The sequence below is a fragment of the Streptomyces boetiae genome, assembly GCF_031845405.1.
GTDB lineage: Bacteria > Actinomycetota > Actinomycetes > Streptomycetales > Streptomycetaceae > Streptomyces > Streptomyces boetiae.
On the sequence record NZ_JAVREN010000034.1, the window covers coordinates 19914 to 41329 of the forward strand.

Consider the following 21416-nt stretch of genomic DNA (forward strand, 5'->3'; position numbering starts at 1 on the left):
GCGGCTGGGAGGCCCTGATGATCGATCCCTGTCGAACTACGGATCGGAAGGTTGCATTCTCGAAAGCTGGTCTGCGGGCTCCCGCCCTGTTCTAGCACGCATGGGGCTTTTGCACCCTTATGCTCCCCGCTCAAGGCGCGTGAGGCGGTCCGGATGGCCGTTGAGGTCGAAGAGGAGCCATTCGAGCCAGGGCGCTGGGACGTCCAGAGCCGCGGACCAGATGCGCATGGCGGTGACGTAGGCGGCGTAGCGGGTGGGCCAGTGGCGGGTGGTCGCGGCTTCGTGGGTGGTCCAGGCGAGGGCGTTGAGGGTGGCGAGGACTCGGCTGTCGAGGATGAGTGCCTGATCGCTGAGGGCGGCGAACCACTTGGTGAAGAAGGGGAAGCCGACGCCGCGCACCGTGAACAGGGCGTAGGCCCGGCCCGGGTCGTCGGCCAGGACGGCCTCCCGGGTGGTGCGGAGGACGGGGATCAGGCGTTCGTCCCGCAGGGCGGCGGCCGTGTTGCGTGGGCCGCGGCCGTTGGTGGTGCCCGAGCCCCAGATCATGACGGCGACGAAGAGGGCGAGGAGTCCCTCGGTGTCGTCGTCGGCGGTGGGCCGCAGGGCGGTCAGGTTCTCGCGGCCGATCAGGCGGTCTCCCGGGCGGCGCGCGGCCGGGTCTTCGGTGCCCAGGTCGAGGACGTGGGCCAGCCCGTGGGGTTCGAGGCGCGGGAGCCAGGTGTCCGGCCGGAAGCGGACGCGTGGCTGGCGGCGTGCGCGGTTGGCCGCGACGAGCGGTCGCAGGCGTTCGACCATGTCTCCCGGGGCTGGCATGGGAGCAGTATGCCGATGCGGCGGCGCCTCAAGTCAGCGCCCGGCAGAGGGCGTTGAGGGCGCCCGGGAAGAGGTGGTCCGGTGGGGCCGCGTAGCCAAGGATGAGGGCGGGGTGGGGGGGTGGGGTGGGGGTGAGGGTGTGGAAGGTGAGGGGGGAGAGGGCCAGGCCCTCGCGGGTGGTGCGGGCCAGGGCCGTGGATTCGGAGACGCCGGGCGGGAGGTTCAGGAGGGCGTGGAGGCCGGCGGAGATGCCGGTGACGCGGTAGGCGGGGGCGCGGGTGGCCAGGGTGGTGACGAGGGCGTCGCGGCGGCGGCGGTAGCGGGTGCGCATCGCGCGGATGTGGCGGTCGTACGCGCCGGAGTGGACGAACTCGGCCAGGGCGAGCTGGTCGATGACGCTGGAGTGCGTCTCGGAGGCGCCCTTCGCGGCCAGCACCTCGGGCAGCAGGCGCTCCGGGACCACCATCCAGCCCAGGCGCAGGGCCGGGGACAGGCTCTTGCTGGCCGTGCCGAGGTAGACGACGTGGTCCGGGTCGAGGCCCTGGAGCGCGCCGACCGGCTGGCGGTCGTAGCGGAACTCCCCGTCGTAGTCGTCCTCCAGCAGCAGCCCCCCGGTCCGGCGCGCCCAGTCGATGGCGGCCTGGCGGCGCTCGGGCGTCAGGGGAACGCCCGTGGGGAACTGGTGCGAGGGCGTCAGGAGAACGGCGTGGGTGCGGGGGGTAAGACCCGTCGGGTCGGTGCCCTGGGCGTCGTACGGCAGGGTCGTGGTCTGGAGGCCGGCCGCGGTCAGCATGTCGCGGTGGTGGGGGAGCCCGTAGGACTCCATCGCGACCCGGCGCGCGCCCCGGGCGTGCAGGACGCGGGCCAGCAGGGTGAGCCCCTGGTGGAAGCCCGAGCACAGGACGACGCGCTCCGGCGTGACGTCCACGCCGCGGACGCGCGCCAGGTAGCCCGCCAGGGCGCGGCGCAACTCGACGCGTCCGTTGGCCAGTTGGTAGCCGAACGCCTCGCTCGGCGCCGCCGTCAGGGCGCGCCGGACGGCGGCGGCCCAGGCCGCGCGCGGGAACGTCGAGACGTCGGGCGTTCCCGGCATGAGGTTGTAGGTGACGCGGGGGTTCAGTGGGTGCGGCGGGAGGGGCGCGCGGCGGGCGGTGCGCGCCGCGCGCGGGGTGGCGCGCTGGGCGACCCGGGTGCCGGAGCCCTGGCGGGCGGACAGCCAGCCCTCGGCGACCAGCTCGGCGTAGACGTCGGCGACGGTGTTCCGCGCGACGCCGAGGTCGGCGGCCAGGGCGCGGGAGGAGGGCAGGCGGGTGCCCGGGGCCAGCCGGCCGGTGCGGATGGCCTCGCGCAACGCACGGGCCAGGGCCGCGCCGATGCCGCGGCTGCCGTGCGGCAGGTCGAGGTGCAGGTCGAGCGAGCGCCGCAGCGCGGAGGAACCCAGGGGGGTTGGGGAAGTGGCCCAGTTATCCGCCATGAGAGTGGACTATATGCCTGGGCCAGAGCGGGCCTAGCGTGAGGGGCATGACACAGCGACTGAACCTCACCAAGCTCGTCCCCCACGTCCACAAGGCGATGTTCGCCCTCGGCGACGCGGCCATGCGCGGCCTGGACCCGGCCCTCACCCACCTCGTCCTGCTGCGCGCCTCGCAGATCAACCGCTGCGCCTTCTGCATCGACATGCACACCAAGGACGCCCGCCACCTCGGCGAGAGCGAGGAGCGGATCTCCCTGGTCGCGGCGTTCGACGAGGCGCCCGGCTTTTTCTCCGAGAAGGAGCGCGCCGCCCTCGCGCTGACGGAGGCCGCGACCGTGCTGACGGACGGCTTCGTGCCGGACGCCGTGTACGAACGGGCCGCCGCGCACTTCGAGGAGCAGGAGCTGGCCCAGCTGATCGCCGTCATCGCCCTCATCAACGCGTGGAACCGGCTGAACGTCTCCGCGCGCACCGAGGGCGGTCACTACCGGCCCGGCATGTTCGCCCGGTGACGGCCGAAACGGCGGAGGGGCGCGCGGCGTCCTTCCGCGCCCTGCACCACGGCCGGGTGCCCGGTGACCCGCTGGTCCTGCCCGGCCCGTGGGACGCGGCCAGCGCCCGCGTCTGCGCGGAGGCCGGCTTCCCGGCCCTGGCCGTTCCCAGCGCCGCGGTCGCCGCCGCCCTCGGGTACGAGGACGGCGGCGGCACGCCGGCCGGCGAGATGTTCGCGGCGATCCGCCGCATCGCGCGGGCGGTGGACGTGCCCGTCTCGGCGGACGTCGAGGACGGCTACGGCCTGCCGCCGGCCGAGCTGGCCGGGCGGCTGCTGGAGGCGGGCGCGGTCGGCTGCAACCTGGAGGACTCCGTGCACCGCGAGGTAGTCCGCCTGCGCGACGCCGCCGAACAGGCGGACTACCTCGCCGCCGTCCGGGAGGCGGCGGGGGACGGGCTGTTCCTCAACGCCCGGACGGACACGTTCCTGCGGGGGAACGCCGGACCGGGCGCCGCCGCGGAGGAGGCGGTGGCGCGGGGGCGGAGGTACGCGGCGGCCGGGGCCGACGGGATCTACCCGATCATGGCCCCGCCCGACCGCCTGCCGCTGCTGGCCGACGAGATCGGCCTGCCGCTGAACGCCCTCGCGACGCCGGACGGACCCTCCCCGCGGGAGCTGGGCGCCCTCGGCGCCGGCCGCGTCACGTTCGGCCCCGGCGTGCAGCGCCGGGCACTGGCCGCGCTGCGGGAGATCGTGACGGGGCTGGGGTAGGGGCCGGGCCCGCGCGGCGGGGGCTCAGCCCAGGGCCGCCGCCTTGCGCAGCAGGACCGAGCGTTCGCGGGCGTTGCGGCACAGGCCGGCCGCGCGTTCCAGTTCGGTGCGGGCCTCGGCGGTGCGGCCGAGGCGGGTGAGGAGCTCGCCCCGCACGGTGGGGAGGAGGTGCGAGCCGGCCAGGCGGCCGTTCGCCGCAAGCCCGTCCACCAGGGCCAGCGCCGGGCCCGGCCCCCGGGCCATGGCGACGGCCACGGCCCGGTTCAGCTCCACGACCGGCGAGGGGGCGACGCGGCCCAGCGCCTCGTAGAGCAGCACGATCCGCTCCCAGTCGGTCTCCTCCACCGAGGCCGCCGCTGCGTGGCAGGCCGCGATCGCCGCCTGAAGCCCGTACGGCCCCAGGCCCAGGCCGAGCGAGGCGGCCCGGCCGATCGCGGCCCCGCCGCGACGGACCGCGGAACGGTCCCACAGCCGCCGGTCCTGATCCTCCAGCAGCACCGGCTCCCCGTCCGGCCCGACCCGGGCGGGGAACCGCGCGGCCGTCAGCTCGCACAGGGCCAGCAGCCCGTGCACCTCCGGCTCGTCGGGCAGCAGCGCGACCAGCATCCGGGCCAGCCGGATCGCCTCCTGGGCCAGGTCCGCGCGCAGCAGCCGGTCCCCGGACGTCGCCGTCGAGCCCTCCGTGAAGATCACGTAGAGCACGCTGAGGATGCCGCCCAGCCGCTCCCGCCGCGCTTCGGCGGGCGGCAGTTCGAACGGTACCCCCGCCGCCGCGATCGTCTTCTTCGCCCGGGTGATCCGGGCCTGGACGGTGGCCACGGGCACCAGGAACGCCCGCGCGATCTCCTCGCTGGACAGGCCGCCCACCACGCGCAGCGTCAGCGCCACGCGCGCCTCGGGCGAGAGCACCGGGTGGCAGGACACGAACATCAGCGCCAGGACGTCGTCGTCGATCCGGTCGGGGTCCCAGGGCAGGTCCGCCGCCCGCTCCGGCGGGGAGGGCGCGCCCGAATGCGCCTCGCCCTCGGCCAGTTCCCCGGCGAGCAGCGCGTACCGCTCGTCGAGGGCCGAGCGGCGGCGGAACCCGTCGATGGCCCGCCGCCGCGCGGTCGCCAGCAGCCAGCCCACCGGGTCCGCCGGCGCGCCGTCGCGCGGCCAGGAGACGAGGGCCTGGGCGACCGCCTCCTGCGCGACGTCCTCGGCCAGCGCGAAGTCCCGGGTGAACCGGGCCAGGGCGCCGACGATCCGCGCGGACTCGATGCGCCAGACGGCCTCGACGGCCCGCCGCGCGGACGCGGCGTCGGGCGTGGACCCGGCGGCCCGCCGAGCCGGCTCCGCGTCGGGCGGGCCGCCGCGCACCGCGGAGCCCATCAGAGCTGGCCGGTCCGCTCGCGCCACGCCCGCTCCTTGACGATCCACTCGTTGTCCTGCGGGAACTCGTCGATGCCGGGCACACGGCGGATCTCGCACTTCGTGCCGGGGAAGGAGGGGACGCGCTTGGCCCACTCCACGGCCTCCTCCTTGGAGGCCACGTCGAGCAGGTAGAAGCCGCCGAACAGCTCCTTGGTCTCACCGTACGGCCCGTCGGTGACGACCGGCGTCTCGCCGCCGTACTCGACCACCGCGCCCTGGGCCGGGTCGTCCAGGCCCTCGGCCGCGAGGAGCACGCCGGCGCGGATCAGCTCCTCGTTGAAGCGGCCCATCGTCTCCAGCATCTCCTCGAAGGGCGTGTCCATCATCTTGGCCAGGGACTCGTCCGAGCCACGCATGATCAGCATGTACTTCGCCATCGTCGGCCTCCTCGTTGACGGGGTCGCCTTCCGACCCTCTCACTCACAGGTCGAACGGCGCGGGCGCGGATCGACACGCGGCGGGAATTATTTCCTACCGCGTGCCGACCGCGTGCCGACCGCGTGCCGGGCGCGTGCCGAACCCCGGCGACGGCTCAGGGCTCGCAGGCGACGCCGTCCCCGTCCCGGTCCAGGCCGGCGCGGTAGCCGGGATCGCCCGCGTACAGGGGGGCCTGCCCGGCGGCCCGGACGGCGTCGCAGTTCTGGTAGTAGGCGGGCTCCGGCTCGGGCTCCGGCTCCGGCTCCGGCGAGGGCTCGGGCGTCGGCTCCAGGGCCGGCTCGGGCGTGGGCTCAGGCGTCGGGGTGGGCGAAGGCTCCGCGCCGAGCAGGGCGTTGTCGGACTCCGGGCAGGCCGTCCCCGGCCCGGTGAGCGACAGCACCGGCGCGGTCTCGGCCGGCTCGCGCACCTGCGCCCCCGCCGCCGGCCGCTGGAAGCAGACCGTCCACTCCGCCGGCCCGGCCCCCGGGATCTCGACGTCCGTGTAGGAGCTGCGGCCCTCGGGCGCGGCGAGCCCCGCCTCGTCCACCGCCGCGGACGCCTCCGCGAACGACAGCCCGACCACGTCCGGCATCCGCGTGTCCTCCTCGGCGGAGACGGCCGCCCCGCCCTCCTCGTCCGAGGCGCCCGAGGTACCCGAGGCCTCCTCGGCGTCCTCGGCGTCCGAGGGCATCGCCACGACCAGGATCATCCACAGCGCCGACAGCACGGTGGCCAGGATCTTGCGCGACCGCGGCCAGGCGCCCAGCCAGACCAGCGCGATGCCGGCCGGAGGGAAGACCACGAGCAGGCCGATGACCAGGGCGGGGTGCTGCCACGCCGGCCGCGGCGGCGCGGGCCAGGGCGGCGGCGGGGGCGCGGGCGGAGTGGGCGGCGGGTAGGCGGTGTGCACGGGTGGGCCCCCTCGGTACCGGACTGAACGCGGATCGTGACCGCGCACACTACCTGACGGATTATCACAGGATCACCACACGGGAGATGTCGAGAGGAATACGACATGCGAGCCCCGGAGCGCGCGCCTAGCGTGAGGTGCGGGGGGTGAGGCCCAGGAGGCGGTGCGCGTGAAGGTGCGGCTGGTGAGCGAGTCGGGCGGGCTGCGGACGTTCGCCGTGATCATGGACAAGGGCGACGAGGCCGTGGAGCGGCTCAACCACTTCGCCGCGCGCGAGGAGGTCAGCGGCGCCGGGCTCACCGCCGTCGGGGCCTGCCGCGAGGCGACGCTGGGCTACTTCGACCGGCAGGCCGGGGACTACCTGGACATCCCCGTCGGCGAGCAGAGCGAGGTGCTGTCCCTGGTCGGGGACATCGCCACGCACGAGGGCCGCCCGGCGCTGCACGCGCACGCCGTCCTCGGCCACCGGGACGGCTCGACCACCGGCGGGCACCTGAAGCGGCTGACCGTCTGGCCGACGCTGGAGGTGCTGGTCACCGAGACCCCGACGCGCCTGCGCAAGAAGGTGGACCCGGAGGTCGGGCTGGCCCTCATCGACCTGGACCAGGGGCCGTGAGGACCCGGCCGGACGGCTTCGAGGAGGGAACGCTGGCGGGGGCCCTGCGCCGCTACTGGGGCCTGCCGGTGTCCGGGGTGCGGTACGCGCCGGTCGGCTTCGGTGACTACCACTGGGAGGCGAACGGCGAGGGGGCCCGCTGGTTCGTCACGCTGACCGACCTCCTGCCGCGCCCGGACGAGGGGTTCGCGACGCTGCGGGCCGCGATGGAGACGGCCGCCGCGCTGGCCGGGGACGCGGGCCTGGACTTCGTCGTCGCGCCGCTGCCCACGCGGGACGGGCGGCGGGTGCTGCGGCTGGGGGAGCGGTACGCCCTCGCCGTCTTCCCCTTCGTCGAGGGCGAGGCCGGCACCTTCGGCGACCCCTTCCCGCCCGCCGAACGGGCCGAGGTGCTGCGCCTGCTCGACGCCCTCCACGGGTCGACGGCCGCGGTCGGCGGCGTGCCGGTGTGGACCCCGGCGCTGCCGGGGCGGCCGGCCTTCGAGGCGGCGCTGGAGGAGCTGGAACGCCCGTGGCCGGGCGGCGGCCCGTACGCCGAGCCCGCCCGCGCGCTGCTGGCCCGGCACGGCGCGGGGGCGCTGCGCGAGGTGCTCGCGGCGTACGACGCGCTGGTCGCGGAGGTCGCCGCGCGCGGGCACGCGCCCGTGGTCACGCACGGCGAGCCGCACCCGGGCAACGTCCTGCGCGCCCCCGGCGGGGGCCTGCTGCTGGTCGACTGGGACACGGTCGGGCTGGCGCCCCGCGAACGCGACCTGTGGCACCTCGGCGAGGAGGCGGCGGCCGAGGCGGGCGCGGACCCGGCGGCCCTGCGCATGTGCCGCCTGCGCTGGGACCTGGACGACGTCCTCATCTACCTCGGCGTCTTCCGCGCCCCCCACGCCCGCACCCCCGACACCGACCTCGCCTGGCAGGGCTTCACGACGGGCCTCGACACCCTCGTGGCGGACCTGACCGGAGGCTGACGGCGACGGCGCCCCGGCCTCCTGCCCCCGCCGCGCCCCACCCGGCGACGGGTGCGTGCGCCCGACCCGCGGGGCATCCACACCGGACGGCCCGCCGCCCGGGCGCACCCCGTCCGGACCGCCGACCGCGAGGCGCCACGCCGTCGGGGACGCGCCGCGCAGCGGCCACGCTGCGGGGCGCAGCCCTTCCGCGCCGTGCCCCCCGCCGAAAAGGGGCCGCCTGCCCAGGGCCGTTCGTCGCGGCGATGCGCAGCGGCCCGCCGCCCGCAGGGCGCTGCGCGAAGGCCGGGGCGCCGGCCAGCGCCTCCTCCGCCAGCGCACGGCGCCAGGGCCGGTGCGCCACGCCCCCCAGCGCGACGCGCGCCCGGCGCGCCACCCCGTCGCGCACCTCGAGTGCCGCCGCCACCGACACCAGCGCGAAGGCGAACGACGCGCGCTCCCGCACCTTCCGGTACCCCGACCGGGCGGCCATCGCGGGCGGCAGCGGCGGCAGGTCGACGGCCGTGATCAGCTCGCCGTGGGCCAGCACCGTGTCCGGGTCGGGCCTCTCCCCCGGCAGGCGTTGGAACTCGCCCACGGGGATGGCCCGTTCCCCGTCCGGGCCCAGCACGCGGACCGTGGCGTCCGGCGCCGTGAGCGCGACCGCCATGTCGGAGGGGTGGACGGCCACGCACCGCTCGGAGGCGCCCAGGATCGCGTGCCCGCGGTGGAAGCCCTCGAGGGCCGAGCAGCCGGTGCCGGGGCTGCGCTTGTTGCAGGGCGTGGTCAGGTCCTGGAAGTAGGGGCAGCGCGTGCGTTGCAGGAGGTTCCCGCCGGTGGTGGCGAGGTTGCGCAGCTGGCCCGATGCGCCGGCCAGCACCGCCCCGGCGAGCAGCGGATAGCGTTCGCGGATCAGCGGGTCGGCGGCCAGGTCGCTGTTGCGGACGGCGGCGCCGATCCGCACCCCGCCGTCCGGGCGGGCCGCGATCGTGTCGTGCGGCAGCCGGGAGACGTCCACCAGCAGCTCGGGGCGGGCCAGGCCCAGCCGCATGTGGTCCACGAGGTTGGTGCCGCCGCCGAGGAACGCCGCGCCCGGCCGTTCCGCCACCAGGGCGACGGCGGTCGCGGCGTCGGCGGCGCGCTCGTACGCGAAGGGCCTCACGGGGCGACCTCCCGGATCGCGGCGACGATGCTCGGATAGGCGCCGCAGCGGCAGAGGTTGGCGCTCATCCGCTCGCGGATCTCCTCGTCGGTCAGCTCGGGCGGCTTGCCGACGTCGGGGGAGGCGTGGCTGGGGTGGCCCTGCCGGGCCTCGGCCAGCATGCCGACCGCCGAGCAGATCTGGCCGGGCGTGCAGTAGCCGCACTGGAAGCCGTCCCGGTCCAGGAACGCCCGCTGCATCGGGTGCGGCTCCCCGTCCTCGCCGGTGAGCCCGGCGGCCGTGACCACCTCGCAGCCGTCGGCCTGGGCGGCCAGCAGCAGGCAGGTGGTGACGCGGCGGCCGTCGAGCAGCACGGTGCAGGCGCCGCACTGGCCGTGGTCGCAGCCCTTCTTCGGCGAGAAGTTGCCGAGGTGGTCGCGGAGCGCGTCCAGCAGCGTGGTTCTGGCGTCGAGGGTGAGGGAGTGCGGCCGTCCGTCCACGCGCAGGGTGATCGCTGCTTCCATGCGGTCCATGGTGGGCGGTGCACGGGCCCTCGGCATCCGGAGGCGGCGGGGCGCGGGCGCGCCGCGCCGCCGATGGGCCGTCAGGGCAGAACGGCGCGGGCGCGGCGGTTCAGCTCCGCGACCCGCGGGCTGAGCGATTCGCTCGCTGTGACGGGCGTGACGTCCTCGGGCCGGGCGGTCCACTCCTGGCCGCCGCCGGGCGGGCGCAGCCAGACGACGCCGAAGAGGTGGGCCATGACGCGGCCGATCTGGTCGCGGGACCGGTCGCGTGCCATCGAGCCGACCTCGGGCCAGAGGGCGGTGCCGGGCTGGTTCCGGCGGTTCAGGGCGGAAGGGTTGCCTGGGTTGCGTGTCATCGCCAGTTCCCCCGTGAGATGTCCTACCGAACGGAGCGGTGCACACGACCACGATGCCCGACGGGTGCGCTGCATCACCCCAACGGGGGATTCTCAGAGGGAAATTTGAGGTTCGCCGAGCACGCCCCGGAGCAGGCTCGCCCCGCCCGTGAACGCCCCTCCTGCCGCCGGGGAACGCCCTGACGTTCGCGTCCGCGCGGGGGCGCGGCACGGCGGCTCGCCGCGCGGCACGGGGTGCCGCCGACCCGGGGCACAACCCTGCCCCGAGTCTCTCGCGACGGCCGAACGACCGCAAGAGGACCGGCGGTTGAGCGCGCCGGGCCGCGCGGCACGGGAGGAAAGGTCTAGTCCCCCGTGCCCGTCAGGTCAAGGGCGCGCGCGAGGTCCGCGTACGCCTCCACCGGCAGGTCCCGCAGCGGCTCCTGGGTCACCACCTGGAAGGCCACGTGGTCCGCGCCCGCCTCCCGGAAGGCGCGGGCGCGCCCGGCGACGGAGGCCGCGTTCCCCAGAGCGAACACGGCGTCCACCAGGCGGTCGCTGCCGCCGTCCGCGAAGTCCTCGTCGCCGAAGCCGTAGCGGCGGAGGTTGTTCGTGTAGTTGGGCAGGGCCAGGTAGAAGGACAGGTAGTTCCGGGCGGTGGCGCGGGCGCGCTCCTCGTCCTCGTCCAGCACGACCTTCAGCTCGGGCGCCAGCACGGCCCCGGGGCCCAGCGCCGCGCGGGTGTGCGCGGTGTGCTCGACGGTGACCAGGTAGGGGTGGGCGCCGCCGGCGCGGTCCCGGGACAGCTCCACCATCCGCGGGCCGAGGGCGGCCAGCACCCGGCGTTCGGCCGGCACGGGTTGCGGCGCGGCGTCCAGGCCGTCGAGGAACTCCCGCATGGCCGAGTACGGCCGCCGGTACCGCTCGGTGAGGGCCGCGTGGCTGACCCCGAGCCCGAGTACGAACCGGCCGCCGTGCGCGGCCTGGACCCGGTGGTACTCCCCGGCGACCTCGGCCGGCTCCCAGTCCCAGATGGAGAGGATGCCGGTGGCCACGGTCAGCCGCGAGGTGGCCGCGAGCACCGGCTCGGCCCGGTCGACCCCGGGCCCGCCGCCCAGCCAGAGCGTCCCGTAGCCCAGCTTCTCCAGCTCCCTGCCCACCCCGGGCAGCAGCGCCACGCGCTCCGCGTCCTGCGAGAGCAGCACGCCCGTCCAGACCCCGTACGCCCCGAGATCACGCCCGAGCGCCGTCGTTTCAGCGTTTCCCATGCGCGCGGCAACGGCCGGGGCCCGCCGCGTTATTCCGCCGCGCGCCGTACTTCCCCCGAACGGGGGCGCGCGGCTCCTCGGCACGCGCCCCCGCTGAGCCGGGCGCCCTACCCCTCCACCACCACGATCTGCTGCCCCTCGATCCGGACCGGAACGGCCGGCAGGGGGCGGTCCGCCGGGCCCTCCAGGACCTCGCCGGTGGCCGCGTCGAACACGGAGTCGTGGCAGGGGCAGTGCAGCCGGTCCCCGTCCGGCTGGACCGCGCAGCCCTGGTGCGTGCAGACCGTCCCGAAGGCGGCCACCGTCGTCCCGTCGGCGCGGAAGACCAGCGCCCGGCTGCCGTCCGGGGCGGTGGCCTCCGTGGCCTGGCCGACCGGCACCTCGTCCAGTCCGATCAGCGCGCCGCCCGCCCCGGGCTGCTCCTCCTCGCGGCCGTCACCGCCCCCGCCGCCTTCGGCACCTTCCTGGCCCTCGCCGCCCTCCCGGCCCTCCGGGCCCTCGTCGCCCCCGCTCCCGCAGGCCGTCAGGGCGAGGGCGCCGGCGGAGGCGGCGGAGGCGGTCAGGAGCGTGCGGCGCGCGGGCCGTGGCATCGTCGTCATACCCGGGGAAACGAGACGACCGGCCGCCGGGTTCAACGTCCCGGTGAACCGCCGCGGCCCCCGCCCCGTGTTCCCGGGAGAGTCCTTCGCGCGCGAGGCGGCGCGCGGCGGTCCGAGGCGATGCGAGGCGAGGCGAGGGGGCGGTGGCCATGGAGGCAACGGCGGGCTGGGCGCTGCGGGCGGCGGCGGCCCTGGGGCTGCTCGGCTCGGCGTGGATCCACCTGGTGGTCTGGCAGGACTGGGCGCGCGACGAGCCGGTGGTCGGCGAGCTGTTCCTGGTCAACGCCGTGGCGGGCCCCGTGCTCGCGGCGGCGGTCCTGGCCTGGCGCGGGCACTGGCTGCCGGAGCTGGGAACGGCCGGGTTCGGGGCGGCGACGCTGCTCGCGTACGCGGCCTCGCTGACCACCGGATTCCTCGGCGTGCGCGAGCAGTTCAGGACCCCGGAGGAGACGTGGGGCGTGGTGACGGAGGCGGCCTGCCTGCTGGCCGGGGTCCTTCTCCTGCTGATCCGCCGCCGGGCCCGCCGGTGAGGCGCGGCGACGCCGAGGAGGAGCTGATGCGCGCGCTGCACGAGGAACACGCCGCCGCGCTGTGGTCGTTCGCCCTGCGGCTGACGGGCGGGGACCGGGCCAGGGCGGAGGACGTCGCCCAGGAGACCCTGCTGCGCGCCTGGCGCAACCCGGAGGTGCTCGACCAGTCCACGCGCTCCGCGCGCGCCTGGCTGTTCACCGTCGCGCGGCGCATCGTCATCGACACCTGGCGCTCGGCCGCCGCGCGCGCCGAGATCACCACCGACGCGCCCCCCGAGCACGCCGCCCCGGACGACACCGAACGCGCTCTCCAGGGCTGGCTGGTGGCCGAGGCGCTGGACGAACTCTCCGGCCGCCACCGGGAGGTGCTCCAGCTGTGCTACTTCCAGGGCCTCTCGGTCGCGGAGGCGGCCGGCCGGCTCGGCGTGGCCGAGGGCACGGTCAAGTCCCGCACGCACTACGCGCTGCGCGCCCTGCGCCTGGTGCTGGAGGAGAAGGGGGTGACCCCGTGACCGACCGGGACCACCCCTTCCGGCGGCTGGACGCGGCCTACGTCCTCGGCGCCCTCGCGCCGGCCGAGCGGGAGGCGTTCGCAGCCCACCTCGCCGGCTGCCCGGACTGCGCCCGCGCGGTCGCCGAACTGGCCACCCTGCCCGCCCTGTTGGACGGCGCCGGCGCCGCGGAGCCCGCGGCCGAGGCCGTTCCGCCGTCCCTGCTGCCCGGCCTGGCCTCCCGCGTGGCAGGGGAGCGGCGGAGGCGGCGCCGGCGGCTGACCGGCGCGGCGGCGGGGGTGGCCGCGCTCGCGGCCTGCCTGGCACTGGCGTTCGCCTTCGTGAACGACCCGGGCGGGAACGGAAGTGCGGGCGCGGCGATGACCGCGCTGGGGCCCTACCCGGTGCGGGCCAGCGTCGCCCTGGCCGACGCGGCGGGCGGGACGCGGGTGGAGATGGAGTGCCGCTACGACGGGGCGTACGGCGGCGACTACGTGCTGGTGGCGCTGGACCGCGAGGGCGCTGCGGCCGAACTCGCGCGCTGGCACGCCCTTCCGGGCGACACGGCTGAGCTGGCGGTGGGCACCCCCCTGCCCCGCGCGTCCATCGCGGCCCTGGAGGTCCGCACCCCGGACGGCACGGCGGTCCTGCGCCTCACCCCTTGAACGGAACGCTCCGCCCGGGAACGCGGCTGGAGCGGCGTGTGAGCAACGCCCCCGGGCCGGACGGCCGGACACTTGCCCCGGCCCCGGTACGCTCCCGGGCGGGCTGCGCTAGGGTCGGCAGGCATGGCGCACAACCCCCAGGCCCCCGGCCCGGATCAGGACCCGGCGGGCAGCACCCAGATGTTCCAGGCATTCGTCAACGACACGTCCGCCCCGCAGCGCTCCGAGCGCGGCGGCGGAAGCGGCGGCGTGCGGCCCGGCGTGATCCTCGGCGCCGTGCTCGCGGTGGCCGTGGTGATCGGCCTGGTCTGGCTCGCCCTCGGCTGACGGCCGGCTGCACGGGCCGGCCCGCCGCGGGCGTTTTCCCGGACCGGCGGGGCGCATGCCTCCCGCGCGGGAGGGCGGCGCGCCGGCCCGGGCCGGTCACTCCTCGGCGGTCAGGCCCTCGCGTAGCTGCGCGAGCGTGCGCGTCAGCAGCCGGGAGACGTGCATCTGCGAGATGCCGACCTCCTCGCCGATCTGCGACTGGGTCATGTTGCCGAAGAAGCGGAGCATGATGATCCGCCGCTCGCGGGCGGGCAGCCTGGCCAGCAGGGGCTTGAGGGACTCGCGGTACTCCACGCCCTCCAGGGCGCTGTCCTCGTACCCCAGGCGGTCGGCGAGCGAGCCCTCGCCGCCGTCCTCCTCGGGGGAGGGGGAGTCAAGGGAGCTGGCCGTGTAGGCGTTGCCCACGGCGAGGCCGTCCACGACCTCGTCCTCGGAGACGCCGAGGCAGGCGGCCAGCTCGGGAACGGTGGGGGAGCGGTCCAGTCGCTGGGACAGCTCGTCGCTGGCCTTCGTCAGGGCCAGGCGCAGCTCCTGGAGGCGGCGCGGCACCCGCACCGACCAGGAGGTGTCGCGGAAGAACCGCTTGATCTCGCCGACGACCGTCGGCATCGCGAACGTGGGGAACTCCACGCCCCGGTCGCAGTCGAACCGGTCGATCGCCTTGATCAGCCCGATCGTGCCGACCTGGACGATGTCCTCCATCGGCTCGTTCCGGCTGCGGAACCGGGCGGCGGCGTAGCGCACCAGCGGCAGGTTCAGCTCGATGAGAGTGTCCCGCACGTAGCCCCGCTCGGGGCTGTCCGCGTCCAGGGCCGCGAGCCGCTGGAAGAGGGAGCGCGAGAGGGTGCGGGTGTCGAGGCCGGCCGCCCCGGGGGCCGTGCCGGGGAGGGCCGGCGCCGCGTCCGGGGTGGCGGGGGCCGCGTCCGGGAGGGCGGGGACCGCGTCCGTCACCGGGCCGGGCTCGGCGGCGTCGTGCGGCAGTGAGGGTACGTGCTGCGCGGGAACGTGCGGCGTGCCGGTCGTGGTGAGCACCTTGGAGCTGCCCAGTTCTACGGACATGCCACCCCCTTAGGTCGTGGACGAATCGCGGCGGCGCGCTGTGGTGTGACGTCTGAGAGAAGCCGCCCTCTCGTGGATACCGGTCCTGCCGCCATGGCAAACGCGGCTCCGACAGAATGTCACAAGTCATCAACGCGACGTAGCTTCATGTCGATAAAACGGCACGGCTGATGTGGGAGTTCCCGGAGTTGGAGACTTTCTGGATCGCCCTTGAGGCTTAGGCGTCGAGCGGATTTGCGGAGCGCAGACGGGTGAAGCTGCGCGCCATGAGGCGCGACACGTGCATCTGCGAGACGCCGAGCTCCGCGCTGATCTGGGACTGCGTCAGGTCGCGGTAGTAGCGCATCAGCAGGATGCGCCGCTCCCGCTCGGGCAGTTGCACGAGCAAGTGCCGCACGAGGGCCCGGTGCTCGACGCCGGCCAGGCCCGGGTCCTCGTAGCCGACCCGGTCCACCAGCCCGGGGGCGCCCTCCTCGGGCTCGCGCGCCGCGTCCAGCGAGGACACCCGGTAGGCGCGCCCGGCGTCGAAGCTGGCCAGCACGTCCTCCTCGGGCACGGCCAGCCGCTCGGCGATCTCCGCGGGCGTGGGCGAACGTTCCAGCACCGCCGTCAGCTCCTCCGCGGCGGCCCGCACCCGCGCCCACAGCTCGTGCAGGCGGCGCGGGACGTGCAGCGTGCGGACGCTGTCGCGGAAGTGGCGGCGGATCTCCCCGAGGATGGTCGGCAGCGCGAAGGTGGGGAACTGCACGCCCCGGTCGCGGTCGAACCGGTCGATGGCGTGGATCAGCCCGATGGTCCCGACCTGGACGATGTCCTCCAGCGGCTCGTTCCGCCCGCTGAACCGGACGGCCACGTAGCGCACGAGCGGCAGGTTGGCCTCGATCAGCGCCCCCCGGACCCGGGCGTGCTCCGCGGTCCCGGGCTCGCAGGAGGCGAGACGCTCGAAGAGGGCCTGGGTGAGCGCCCGCGTCCTGGCGCCCCGGCTCCGCGTCGCCGCCACCCGCCGACCACCCCTTCACGGCTGTCCCAGAAGGCAAAAGCAGTCATAGCATCACAACACATGTCAGCCAGGTGCAAGCACCCGGAATTCCCGTGTTGTTCGCATTCCGGGGATAAGCAGGGGCAACGCCCGCGGCGGGCGCGCGGCGGAACGGCGGGCGCCCTGCCGGGCGCACAGCAAAGGGGCCCGGCCGCCGTGGGTGGCGGGCCGGGCCCGGAGAGCGGTAGCGGAGGGATTTGAACCCTCGGTGGAGTTGCCCCCACACTCGCTTTCGAGGCGAGCTCCTTAGGCCGCTCGGACACGCTACCGGGAGGAAGCCTATCCCACCCGGGGCCGTGCCCGGTCAGCGGGAGCGGAAGAAGGCGGTCAGCAGGCTGCCGCAGTCGGGGGCCAGGACGCCGCCGATCACCTCGGGGCGGTGGTTGAGGCGCCGGTCGCGGACCACGTCCCACAGGGAGCCCGCGGCGCCCGCCTTGAGGTCGTGCGCCCCGAAGACGATCCGGTCCACCCGGGCGAGCACGCTCGCGCCGGCGCACATGGTGCACGGCTCCAGCGTGACCACCAGCGTGCACCCCTCGAGCCGCCAGGCGCCCAGCTCGCGGGCGGCGGCGCGCAGGGCCAGCACCTCGGCGTGGGCGGTGGGGTCGCCGGACGCCTCGCGCTCGTTGCGGCCCGCCCCCAGGACGGGGCCCGCGGGTCCGCCGGGGCCCAGCACCAGGGCCCCGACGGGCACGTCCCCCGTCGCGCGGGCGGCGGTGGCCTCGGCCAGCGCGCGGCGCATCGCCGGCCGCCAGGGGTCGCGCAACGGATCCGGCGTGGCCGGCGCCGGATCCCTCGCCGTCACTACCGGACCGCCTCCAGAACGTCGGCTGCGCCCAGGGCCTCCGCGATCTCGCCGAGGGCGTCGTCCGGGGTCAGCTTCAGCACGGTGCTGGCGTCGATCCCCAGGTCGGCCAGCAGGTCGGCGTCGCCCAGCGGGCCGCTGGGCACCGCGTCTCCGCCGGCCCCGGGCCGGTCCTCGTCCTCCGCGATCTCCTCGACGGCGCCGTCCTCGGTCCCGTCCAGGTCGACGAGCCGGTCCAGGACGCCCGTGTCCTCCGGCTCCCTGCCCAGCAGGTCGTCGGTGAGCAGGATCTCCCCGTAGGCGCTGCGCATGGCACGCGCCGCGTCGGAGACGAAGATCCGCGGGTCGTCCTCGCCGTCCACGCGGACGAGCGCGAACCAGGCGCCTTCCTGCTCGATGCAGACGAGAACCGTCTCGTCGTCGGGGGCAGCCTCGCGGGCCAACTCGGCCAGCTCGTCGAGGCTCTCCACGTCATCGAGCTCTCTATCACTCGCTTCCCAACCGTCATCGGTCCGCGCGAGCAGTGCGGTGAAGTACACCGTGACTCTCCCCACTCGGTTCGGCAGTGCCACTTGGCATCGTGGCAGATAAGGGGTGCGCTGTCGGGTAACACGGCAGGTGACTCGGCAGCTGACCAACGCAAGGTCCGTGCGGCCTCCTCCCCGGCCCGGGGCCGGCGGTCGCCTCCGGCCTGCGGCGGGGATCCCGGGTCACGGATCCCGGTGTGCTCCGGGCGGCTCTACACGACGACCCCGGCACGGTGCGGCATATGCCTTCTCCTCCCTCCTCGCTCCACTCTCCACGCCGCCGCGGCCCTTTGTCCACCGGCTGTGGACAGCGACGCTCACGACGAAACCAGCCGGTCAGTCTAGGAGTGTCAGTCCTGTTCGATACTGTCGGCCCATGCGGATCCACGTCGTCGACCACCCGCTGGTCGCGCACAAGCTCACCACCCTGCGCGACGAGCGCACCGATTCCCCCACCTTCCGGCGGCTGGCCGACGAGTTGGTCACCCTTCTCGCCTACGAGGCGACCCGCGACGTCCGCACCGAGCTGGTCGACATCGCCACGCCCGTGGCTCCGACCACCGGGGTGCGGCTGTCCCACCCGCGCCCGCTGGTCGTGCCGATCATACGGGCGGGCCTGGGCATGCTCGACGGCATGGTGCGCCTGCTGCCCCCCGCCGAGGTGGGGTTCCTGGGGATGATCCGCGACGAGGCGACGCTGGCCGCCTCGACGTACGCCAACCGCATGCCCGAGGACCTGTCCGGCCGTCAGGTCTACGTCCTGGACCCCATGCTGGCCACCGGCGGCACGCTCGTGGCCGCGGTCAAGGAGCTGATCCGGCGGGGCGCCGACGACGTGACCGCGATCTGCCTGCTGGCCGCGCCCGAGGGCGTGGAGCGGCTGGAGGCGGAGCTGGCCGGCGCGCCGGTGACGGTGGTGACGGGCGCCCTGGACGAGCGGCTGAACGAACAGGGCTTCATCGTCCCGGGCCTGGGCGACGCCGGGGACCGGATGTACGGGACGGTGGGCTGAGCGGCCGTTCCGGGACGGTGGCCGAGCGGCCGTTCGGCGGCAGCCGCTCAGCAGGTGCCGGGCGAGGCGTCGGCCCCGGCCAGGGCGGCCAGGCGCCGCTCGGCCTCCCGCGCGGCGGCCAGCCCGCTGAAGTCCTCCCCGATCACCAGGTCCACGACCTCCGGACCCGGGTCCTCGCCGTTTCCGCGCTCGCGGGTCTGCGCGCCCTCCAGCTGCGCCCCGAGCACCGAGAGCGCCCCGGCCTCCCGGGCGGCGGCCGAGCCGAGCAGCAGGCCCGGCGCCTCCACACGCCCGTCCAGGTCCTCGGGCGCGTTGTCCACGTCCCCGATCGTGAAGCCGCGCTCCTCCAGGGCGTCGGCGGTCTCCTGGGCCAGGCCGGTGCGCTGGGTGGCGTTGTAGACGTTGACGGTGATGCTGCGGGGGGCGGGCAGGCGCGGCGGCTCCTGCCCTCCGTCGCGGGTTGGCGTGGTGCAGTCCCGCTCGTTCGCCGCGCGGGCCCCGGCCTGCGTGCGGGGAGCCCCGCCGCCCTCGCCGCCCGAGGAGAAGACGTCGACCAGCTGCACGGTGCCGTAGCCGAGCAGCCCGAGCACGGTGACGGAGGCGACGAGGGCGAGAACGATCCGGCCGCGGTGCCGGCGGCGGCGCATCCGGGGATACCGCCGGCCCGTCACGCGGAACTTCTTGCCGCCCATGCCGGGGGGCGTCAACATGCTCATGGGCGCAGCGTAGTCAGACGGAAGCCGGTCGCCTACTAAATGATCAACCGCACGGCCCGGCCGACCCGAACGGGGCAATCCGCGGCGCCCGTCGGGGCCGTTCGGGCTCAGTCCAGTTCGAGCACGCGTGCGTGCAGCACCTGCCGCTGCTGAAGCGCGGCGCGCACCGCGCGGTGCAGCCCGTCCTCCAGATAGAGGTCCCCCTGCCACTTGACGACGTGCGCGAAGAGGTCGCCGTAGAAGGTGGAGTCCTCCGCGAGCAGGGTCTCCAGGTCGAGCTGCTGCTTGGTCGTGATCAGCTGGTCCAGGCGCACCGGGCGCGGGGCCACGTCTGCCCACTGCCGGGTGTGCTCCCGGCCGTGGTCAGGGTACGGCCGTCCGTTGCCGATGCGCTTGAAGATCACACGGAGAGCCTACCGGGCGGGACGCTTCCGACGCAGCCTCGCGGCGGGCCGTGGAATCCGGGCAATCGGCGCCGAAGGTGTCAATCGCCGGGGCACTGGGCGCGCGCCGGGGGCGCGCGCGTGAGGGCCCCTCACGCCGGGGGTGATTCCCAGGCGTAACGGCCCACGGCGTGCGCGATGACCCGGACGTTGGCGTCCAGCGCGGCGGTGCTGACGTTCTCCAGGTCGTCGCAGGCGCGGTGGTAGCAGGGGTCGTACGCCTCCCCCGCGCTGCCGCCCCAACGCCCGGCCTCCTCCGGCGACTTCAGGCCCTCCGCGCCGGTGAACGTCCCCCCTGCCGGGATGCCCGCGGCTACGAACGGGCCGTAGTCGCTGCGGCCGTTGAACGGCGTGGGCGAGGTCTCCATGCCCCGCGCGCCCAGGAAGCCGCTCAGCTCCTCGCCCACCGGCGAGTCGTAGACGAACAGGCCGTAGTTCGGGGAGCCGATCATGTCGAAGTTGAGGTAGAGCGCGATGTCCTCCCGCTCGGACTCCTCCAGGCCGCCGACGTAGTGCTCCGAGCCCAGCAGCCCGGCCTCCTCGGCGGACCACAGGGCGAAGCGCACCCGGTGCGGGTGCCGCCCCGCCGGGTCCGCCCCGGCCAGCCGCAGCGCGGTCTCCAGCACCCCGGCCGCGCCCGAGCCGTTGTCGTTGATCCCGGGGCCGTCGGGGACGGAGTCCAGGTGGGCGCCGGCCATCACCACCCGCGAGGGATCGCCGCCGCGGGTCTCGGCCAGGACGTTGACGGTGCTGCGCTCCTCGGCCAGCTCCTCCAGCTCCAGGCGGACCGTCACCTCGCGGCCGGCGGCCAGCTCGGCGGCCAGCGCCCGGCCGTCCTCCTGGCTGACCCCGCCGGCCGGGATGGCGCCCTCCGCGCCCAGGGTGCCGCGCAGCTCGCCGGGAACGCTGTTGGCGAAGAGGGCGCCCACGGCCCCGGCCGCCGCGGCGTTCTCCAGCTTCTCCGCGAAGGTGCAGGTGCCGCGGGTGATCAGGGCGATCCGGCCGCGGTGCGCGGCGGGCGAGAAGTCCGCGGGGGAGCAGCCGGTGCCGGGGCCCGCCGCCGCGGCCAGCGCGGCGACCGTCCCGCCCGGCTCGGTGCGCGGCGAGTACGACAGCACCCGCACCTCCACCTCCCGGGAGTCCGGCCCCAGCACGGTCAGCCGCTCGGTCAGCGGCTCGCGGTAGGGGAAGTCGAAGCGCTGGTAGGTCACCCGGTACCCGGCGCGCTCCAGCAGCGCCCCGGCGTAGGCGGCGGAACGCTCGTGGCCGGGCGTGCCGGCGGCGCGGTTGCCCTCGCTGGCGTCCGCGATCCGCTGGAAGGCGGCGAGGTGGCGGCGGGCCCCCTCGCCCGTGGTGCGCGCGGCCAGGGAGGCGGCCAGCGCCTCGCCGCTCCCGGCGGGCCCCGGCGCGAACGAGGGCGGCGGGGCATCGGCAGGGGCGGGGGCGGCGAGGGCCAGGGGCGCGAGGGCGGCGACGGCGAAGGGGGCGGCGGCCAGGGCCAGCGGAAGGCGGGGCATGAAATCGGACGATATATGGAGTCATAGGAGTAATGGACGCATCGGGGGCGAGCCCGGCGTGTGGCCCCGCTGCGGGCGTGTCGCGACGCGCGGCCGGCGCCCGGCCCACGAGTCGGTCCTCCTGACCGCCCTCCTCCCCGTCGCGGCCCTCACCCCCACGGCGGCCCTGCTGGGCTGACGGCCCCCCGTCAGGCGCCCCCGCCCAAGGCCTGGAAGAGCGCGTAGACGACGGCGGGCAGCGCGCCGAACAGCACACCGAGCGCGACCAGCACCCGGGGCAGGCCCGGGGCGGCGCGGAGCACGGTGACGACATAGCCGAGGAGGGCGAAGAAGGCCAGGATGACGACCACCCCGGCCAGCAGCCCCAACGAGGAATTCGTGGGCATGCGGCCTGAACCTGCGCTTTCGTGAGATCTGCCTAGTCCGGTGGCGCATGCGCCGCGACGGCGCGTGTCGGCCGGTCCCCGCAAGGTGTGGTAGGGCGGGGACCGCACGGGCCACGAGGGGCAGGCGCTGAGCTGACGGTAGCTCAAGTAGGGCGGGCTCAGCCAGAGTTGCCGGCGCAGGGAG

Annotated in this window: 26 protein-coding genes, 1 tRNA gene and 1 pseudogene; 9 read left to right on the plus strand and 19 right to left on the minus strand. The window is 75.6% G+C overall.

The features are described from left to right. Positions 1-117: 117 nt before the first annotated feature. Together RM780_RS20275 and pdxR are read right to left on the minus strand one after the other, a co-directional pair. Entirely contained in the window at positions 118-813 is a 696-nt protein-coding gene (locus tag RM780_RS20275; protein ID WP_311632234.1) for an 8-oxoguanine DNA glycosylase OGG fold protein, read from the minus strand. 28 nt (positions 814-841) lie between these two features. Further along, positions 842-2287 carry a MocR-like pyridoxine biosynthesis transcription factor PdxR gene (gene pdxR, locus RM780_RS20280; RefSeq protein WP_311632235.1) on the minus strand — a complete coding sequence of 482 codons (1446 nt, stop codon included), beginning with the start codon at positions 2285-2287 and terminating at the stop codon, positions 842-844. A 47-nt stretch (positions 2288-2334) separates the two neighbouring features. On the opposite strand from pdxR, the gene RM780_RS20285 reads away from it, so the two are divergent. Further along, positions 2335-2799, plus strand: coding sequence for a carboxymuconolactone decarboxylase family protein (locus tag RM780_RS20285; RefSeq protein ID WP_311632236.1), 465 nt, complete (start codon positions 2335-2337; stop codon positions 2797-2799). Beyond that, positions 2796-3551, plus strand: coding sequence for an isocitrate lyase/PEP mutase family protein (locus RM780_RS20290; RefSeq protein ID WP_311632237.1), 756 nt, complete (start codon positions 2796-2798; stop codon positions 3549-3551). Before RM780_RS20285 ends, RM780_RS20290 begins: the two co-directional genes overlap by 4 nt. A gap of 24 nt (positions 3552-3575) precedes the next feature. Here the strand turns inward: RM780_RS20290 and RM780_RS20295 are convergent, their stop codons facing one another. The 3 genes from RM780_RS20295 to RM780_RS20305 form a co-directional block, all read right to left on the minus strand. Beyond that, positions 3576-4949: an RNA polymerase sigma factor gene (locus tag RM780_RS20295; protein ID WP_311632238.1), complete on the minus strand. Its 1374-nt coding sequence runs from the start codon at positions 4947-4949 to the stop codon at positions 3576-3578. Further along, entirely contained in the window at positions 4922-5341 is a 420-nt protein-coding gene (locus RM780_RS20300) for a YciI family protein (protein WP_311632239.1), read from the minus strand. Before RM780_RS20300 ends, RM780_RS20295 begins: the two co-directional genes overlap by 28 nt. Before the next feature lie 155 nt (positions 5342-5496). Next, positions 5497-6291 (minus strand): excalibur calcium-binding domain-containing protein, encoded by a 795-nt coding sequence (locus RM780_RS20305; protein WP_311632240.1) that lies wholly within the window; start codon positions 6289-6291, stop codon positions 5497-5499. A gap of 184 nt (positions 6292-6475) precedes the next feature. Here RM780_RS20305 and RM780_RS20310 point away from each other — a divergent pair, with 184 nt between their 5' ends. Both RM780_RS20310 and RM780_RS20315 read left to right on the plus strand, forming a co-directional pair. After that, on the plus strand, positions 6476-6907 hold the full coding sequence (locus RM780_RS20310; protein ID WP_311632241.1) for a PPC domain-containing DNA-binding protein: 432 nt from the start codon (positions 6476-6478) through the stop codon (positions 6905-6907). Beyond that, positions 6904-7869 carry a phosphotransferase gene (locus tag RM780_RS20315; protein WP_311632242.1) on the plus strand — a complete coding sequence of 322 codons (966 nt, stop codon included), beginning with the start codon at positions 6904-6906 and terminating at the stop codon, positions 7867-7869. Before RM780_RS20310 ends, RM780_RS20315 begins: the two co-directional genes overlap by 4 nt. A gap of 151 nt (positions 7870-8020) precedes the next feature. Here the strand turns inward: RM780_RS20315 and RM780_RS20320 are convergent. From RM780_RS20320 to RM780_RS20340, 5 genes and pseudogenes are all read right to left on the minus strand, one after another. Beyond that, a pseudogene (locus RM780_RS20320) lies at positions 8021-9010 on the minus strand (FAD binding domain-containing protein); the annotation flags it as partial. After that, on the minus strand, positions 9007-9513 hold the full coding sequence (locus tag RM780_RS20325) for a (2Fe-2S)-binding protein (RefSeq protein WP_311632244.1): 507 nt from the start codon (positions 9511-9513) through the stop codon (positions 9007-9009). The gene RM780_RS20325 and the pseudogene RM780_RS20320, both read right to left, overlap by 4 nt. A gap of 80 nt (positions 9514-9593) precedes the next feature. Continuing rightward, a complete protein-coding gene (locus RM780_RS20330; RefSeq protein ID WP_311632245.1) occupies positions 9594-9869 on the minus strand; it encodes a hypothetical protein in 276 nt (91 codons plus the stop codon). A gap of 344 nt (positions 9870-10213) precedes the next feature. Then, positions 10214-11116: an LLM class F420-dependent oxidoreductase gene (locus RM780_RS20335; protein ID WP_311632246.1), complete on the minus strand. Its 903-nt coding sequence runs from the start codon at positions 11114-11116 to the stop codon at positions 10214-10216. Positions 11117-11223: 107 nt separating this feature from the next. Next, positions 11224-11715: a QcrA and Rieske domain-containing protein gene (locus tag RM780_RS20340; protein WP_311632247.1), complete on the minus strand. Its 492-nt coding sequence runs from the start codon at positions 11713-11715 to the stop codon at positions 11224-11226. A gap of 143 nt (positions 11716-11858) precedes the next feature. Between RM780_RS20340 and RM780_RS20345 the strand changes: the two genes are divergently transcribed. From RM780_RS20345 to RM780_RS20360, 4 genes are all read left to right on the plus strand, one after another. Then, positions 11859-12245, plus strand: a complete 387-nt coding sequence (locus RM780_RS20345) for a hypothetical protein (protein ID WP_311632248.1) — start codon at positions 11859-11861, stop codon at positions 12243-12245. Next, on the plus strand, positions 12242-12757 hold the full coding sequence (locus RM780_RS20350; RefSeq protein WP_311632249.1) for a sigma-70 family RNA polymerase sigma factor: 516 nt from the start codon (positions 12242-12244) through the stop codon (positions 12755-12757). The genes RM780_RS20345 and RM780_RS20350 overlap by 4 nt, the downstream gene beginning before the upstream one ends. Continuing rightward, positions 12754-13401: a zf-HC2 domain-containing protein gene (locus RM780_RS20355; RefSeq protein WP_311632250.1), complete on the plus strand. Its 648-nt coding sequence runs from the start codon at positions 12754-12756 to the stop codon at positions 13399-13401. Before RM780_RS20350 ends, RM780_RS20355 begins: the two co-directional genes overlap by 4 nt. A 123-nt stretch (positions 13402-13524) precedes the next feature. Beyond that, positions 13525-13728, plus strand: coding sequence for a hypothetical protein (locus tag RM780_RS20360; RefSeq protein WP_311632251.1), 204 nt, complete (start codon positions 13525-13527; stop codon positions 13726-13728). Positions 13729-13824: 96 nt separating this feature from the next. Here the strand turns inward: RM780_RS20360 and RM780_RS20365 are convergent, their stop codons facing one another. The 5 genes from RM780_RS20365 to RM780_RS20385 form a co-directional block, all read right to left on the minus strand. After that, positions 13825-14787, minus strand: coding sequence for an RNA polymerase sigma factor SigF (locus RM780_RS20365; RefSeq protein ID WP_311632252.1), 963 nt, complete (start codon positions 14785-14787; stop codon positions 13825-13827). Between the two features lie 217 nt (positions 14788-15004). Then, the gene (locus tag RM780_RS20370; protein WP_311632253.1) at positions 15005-15787 is read right to left on the minus strand and encodes an RNA polymerase sigma factor SigF; all 783 of its coding nucleotides are present in this window, start codon (positions 15785-15787) and stop codon (positions 15005-15007) included. A 221-nt stretch (positions 15788-16008) separates the two neighbouring features. Then, a tRNA-Ser gene (locus RM780_RS20375) sits at positions 16009-16095 on the minus strand. A 35-nt stretch (positions 16096-16130) separates the two neighbouring features. Continuing rightward, on the minus strand, positions 16131-16631 hold the full coding sequence (gene tadA, locus RM780_RS20380; protein WP_311632254.1) for a tRNA adenosine(34) deaminase TadA: 501 nt from the start codon (positions 16629-16631) through the stop codon (positions 16131-16133). Continuing rightward, complete coding sequence (locus tag RM780_RS20385) at positions 16631-17170, minus strand: tRNA adenosine deaminase-associated protein (protein ID WP_311632255.1); 540 nt, start codon at positions 17168-17170, stop codon at positions 16631-16633. The genes tadA and RM780_RS20385 overlap by 1 nt, the downstream gene beginning before the upstream one ends. Before the next feature lie 364 nt (positions 17171-17534). On the opposite strand from RM780_RS20385, the gene upp reads away from it, so the two are divergent. Then, the gene (upp, locus tag RM780_RS20390) at positions 17535-18170 is read left to right on the plus strand and encodes a uracil phosphoribosyltransferase (RefSeq protein ID WP_311632256.1); all 636 of its coding nucleotides are present in this window, start codon (positions 17535-17537) and stop codon (positions 18168-18170) included. Positions 18171-18217: 47 nt separating this feature from the next. Here the strand turns inward: upp and RM780_RS20395 are convergent, their stop codons facing one another. From RM780_RS20395 to RM780_RS20410, 4 genes are all read right to left on the minus strand, one after another. After that, complete coding sequence (locus tag RM780_RS20395; RefSeq protein ID WP_311632257.1) at positions 18218-18886, minus strand: LytR C-terminal domain-containing protein; 669 nt, start codon at positions 18884-18886, stop codon at positions 18218-18220. A 107-nt stretch (positions 18887-18993) separates the two neighbouring features. Further along, positions 18994-19290, minus strand: coding sequence for a type II toxin-antitoxin system VapB family antitoxin (locus tag RM780_RS20400; protein WP_311632258.1), 297 nt, complete (start codon positions 19288-19290; stop codon positions 18994-18996). A gap of 131 nt (positions 19291-19421) precedes the next feature. Beyond that, positions 19422-20846, minus strand: coding sequence for a M28 family peptidase (locus RM780_RS20405; RefSeq protein ID WP_311632259.1), 1425 nt, complete (start codon positions 20844-20846; stop codon positions 19422-19424). A 188-nt stretch (positions 20847-21034) separates the two neighbouring features. Continuing rightward, positions 21035-21232 (minus strand): hypothetical protein, encoded by a 198-nt coding sequence (locus tag RM780_RS20410; protein WP_311632261.1) that lies wholly within the window; start codon positions 21230-21232, stop codon positions 21035-21037. Positions 21233-21416: the final 184 nt, after the last annotated feature.

Coding starts and splice junctions, on each gene's coding strand:
- RM780_RS20275 (WP_311632234.1), bottom strand. CDS start 813: ATGCCAGCCCCGGGAGACATGGTCGAACGCCTGCGACCGCTCGTCGCG.
- pdxR (WP_311632235.1), bottom strand. CDS start 2,287: ATGGCGGATAACTGGGCCACTTCCCCAACCCCCCTGGGTTCCTCCGCG.
- RM780_RS20285 (WP_311632236.1), top strand. CDS start 2,335: ATGACACAGCGACTGAACCTCACCAAGCTCGTCCCCCACGTCCACAAG.
- RM780_RS20300 (WP_311632239.1), bottom strand. CDS start 5,341: ATGGCGAAGTACATGCTGATCATGCGTGGCTCGGACGAGTCCCTGGCC.
- RM780_RS20325 (WP_311632244.1), bottom strand. CDS start 9,513: ATGGAAGCAGCGATCACCCTGCGCGTGGACGGACGGCCGCACTCCCTC.
- RM780_RS20330 (WP_311632245.1), bottom strand. CDS start 9,869: ATGACACGCAACCCAGGCAACCCTTCCGCCCTGAACCGCCGGAACCAG.
- RM780_RS20335 (WP_311632246.1), bottom strand. CDS start 11,116: ATGGGAAACGCTGAAACGACGGCGCTCGGGCGTGATCTCGGGGCGTAC.
- RM780_RS20340 (WP_311632247.1), bottom strand. CDS start 11,715: ATGACGACGATGCCACGGCCCGCGCGCCGCACGCTCCTGACCGCCTCC.
- RM780_RS20360 (WP_311632251.1), top strand. CDS start 13,525: ATGGCGCACAACCCCCAGGCCCCCGGCCCGGATCAGGACCCGGCGGGC.
- RM780_RS20365 (WP_311632252.1), bottom strand. CDS start 14,787: ATGTCCGTAGAACTGGGCAGCTCCAAGGTGCTCACCACGACCGGCACG.
- upp (WP_311632256.1), top strand. CDS start 17,535: ATGCGGATCCACGTCGTCGACCACCCGCTGGTCGCGCACAAGCTCACC.
- RM780_RS20395 (WP_311632257.1), bottom strand. CDS start 18,886: ATGAGCATGTTGACGCCCCCCGGCATGGGCGGCAAGAAGTTCCGCGTG.
- RM780_RS20405 (WP_311632259.1), bottom strand. CDS start 20,846: ATGCCCCGCCTTCCGCTGGCCCTGGCCGCCGCCCCCTTCGCCGTCGCC.
- RM780_RS20410 (WP_311632261.1), bottom strand. CDS start 21,232: ATGCCCACGAATTCCTCGTTGGGGCTGCTGGCCGGGGTGGTCGTCATC.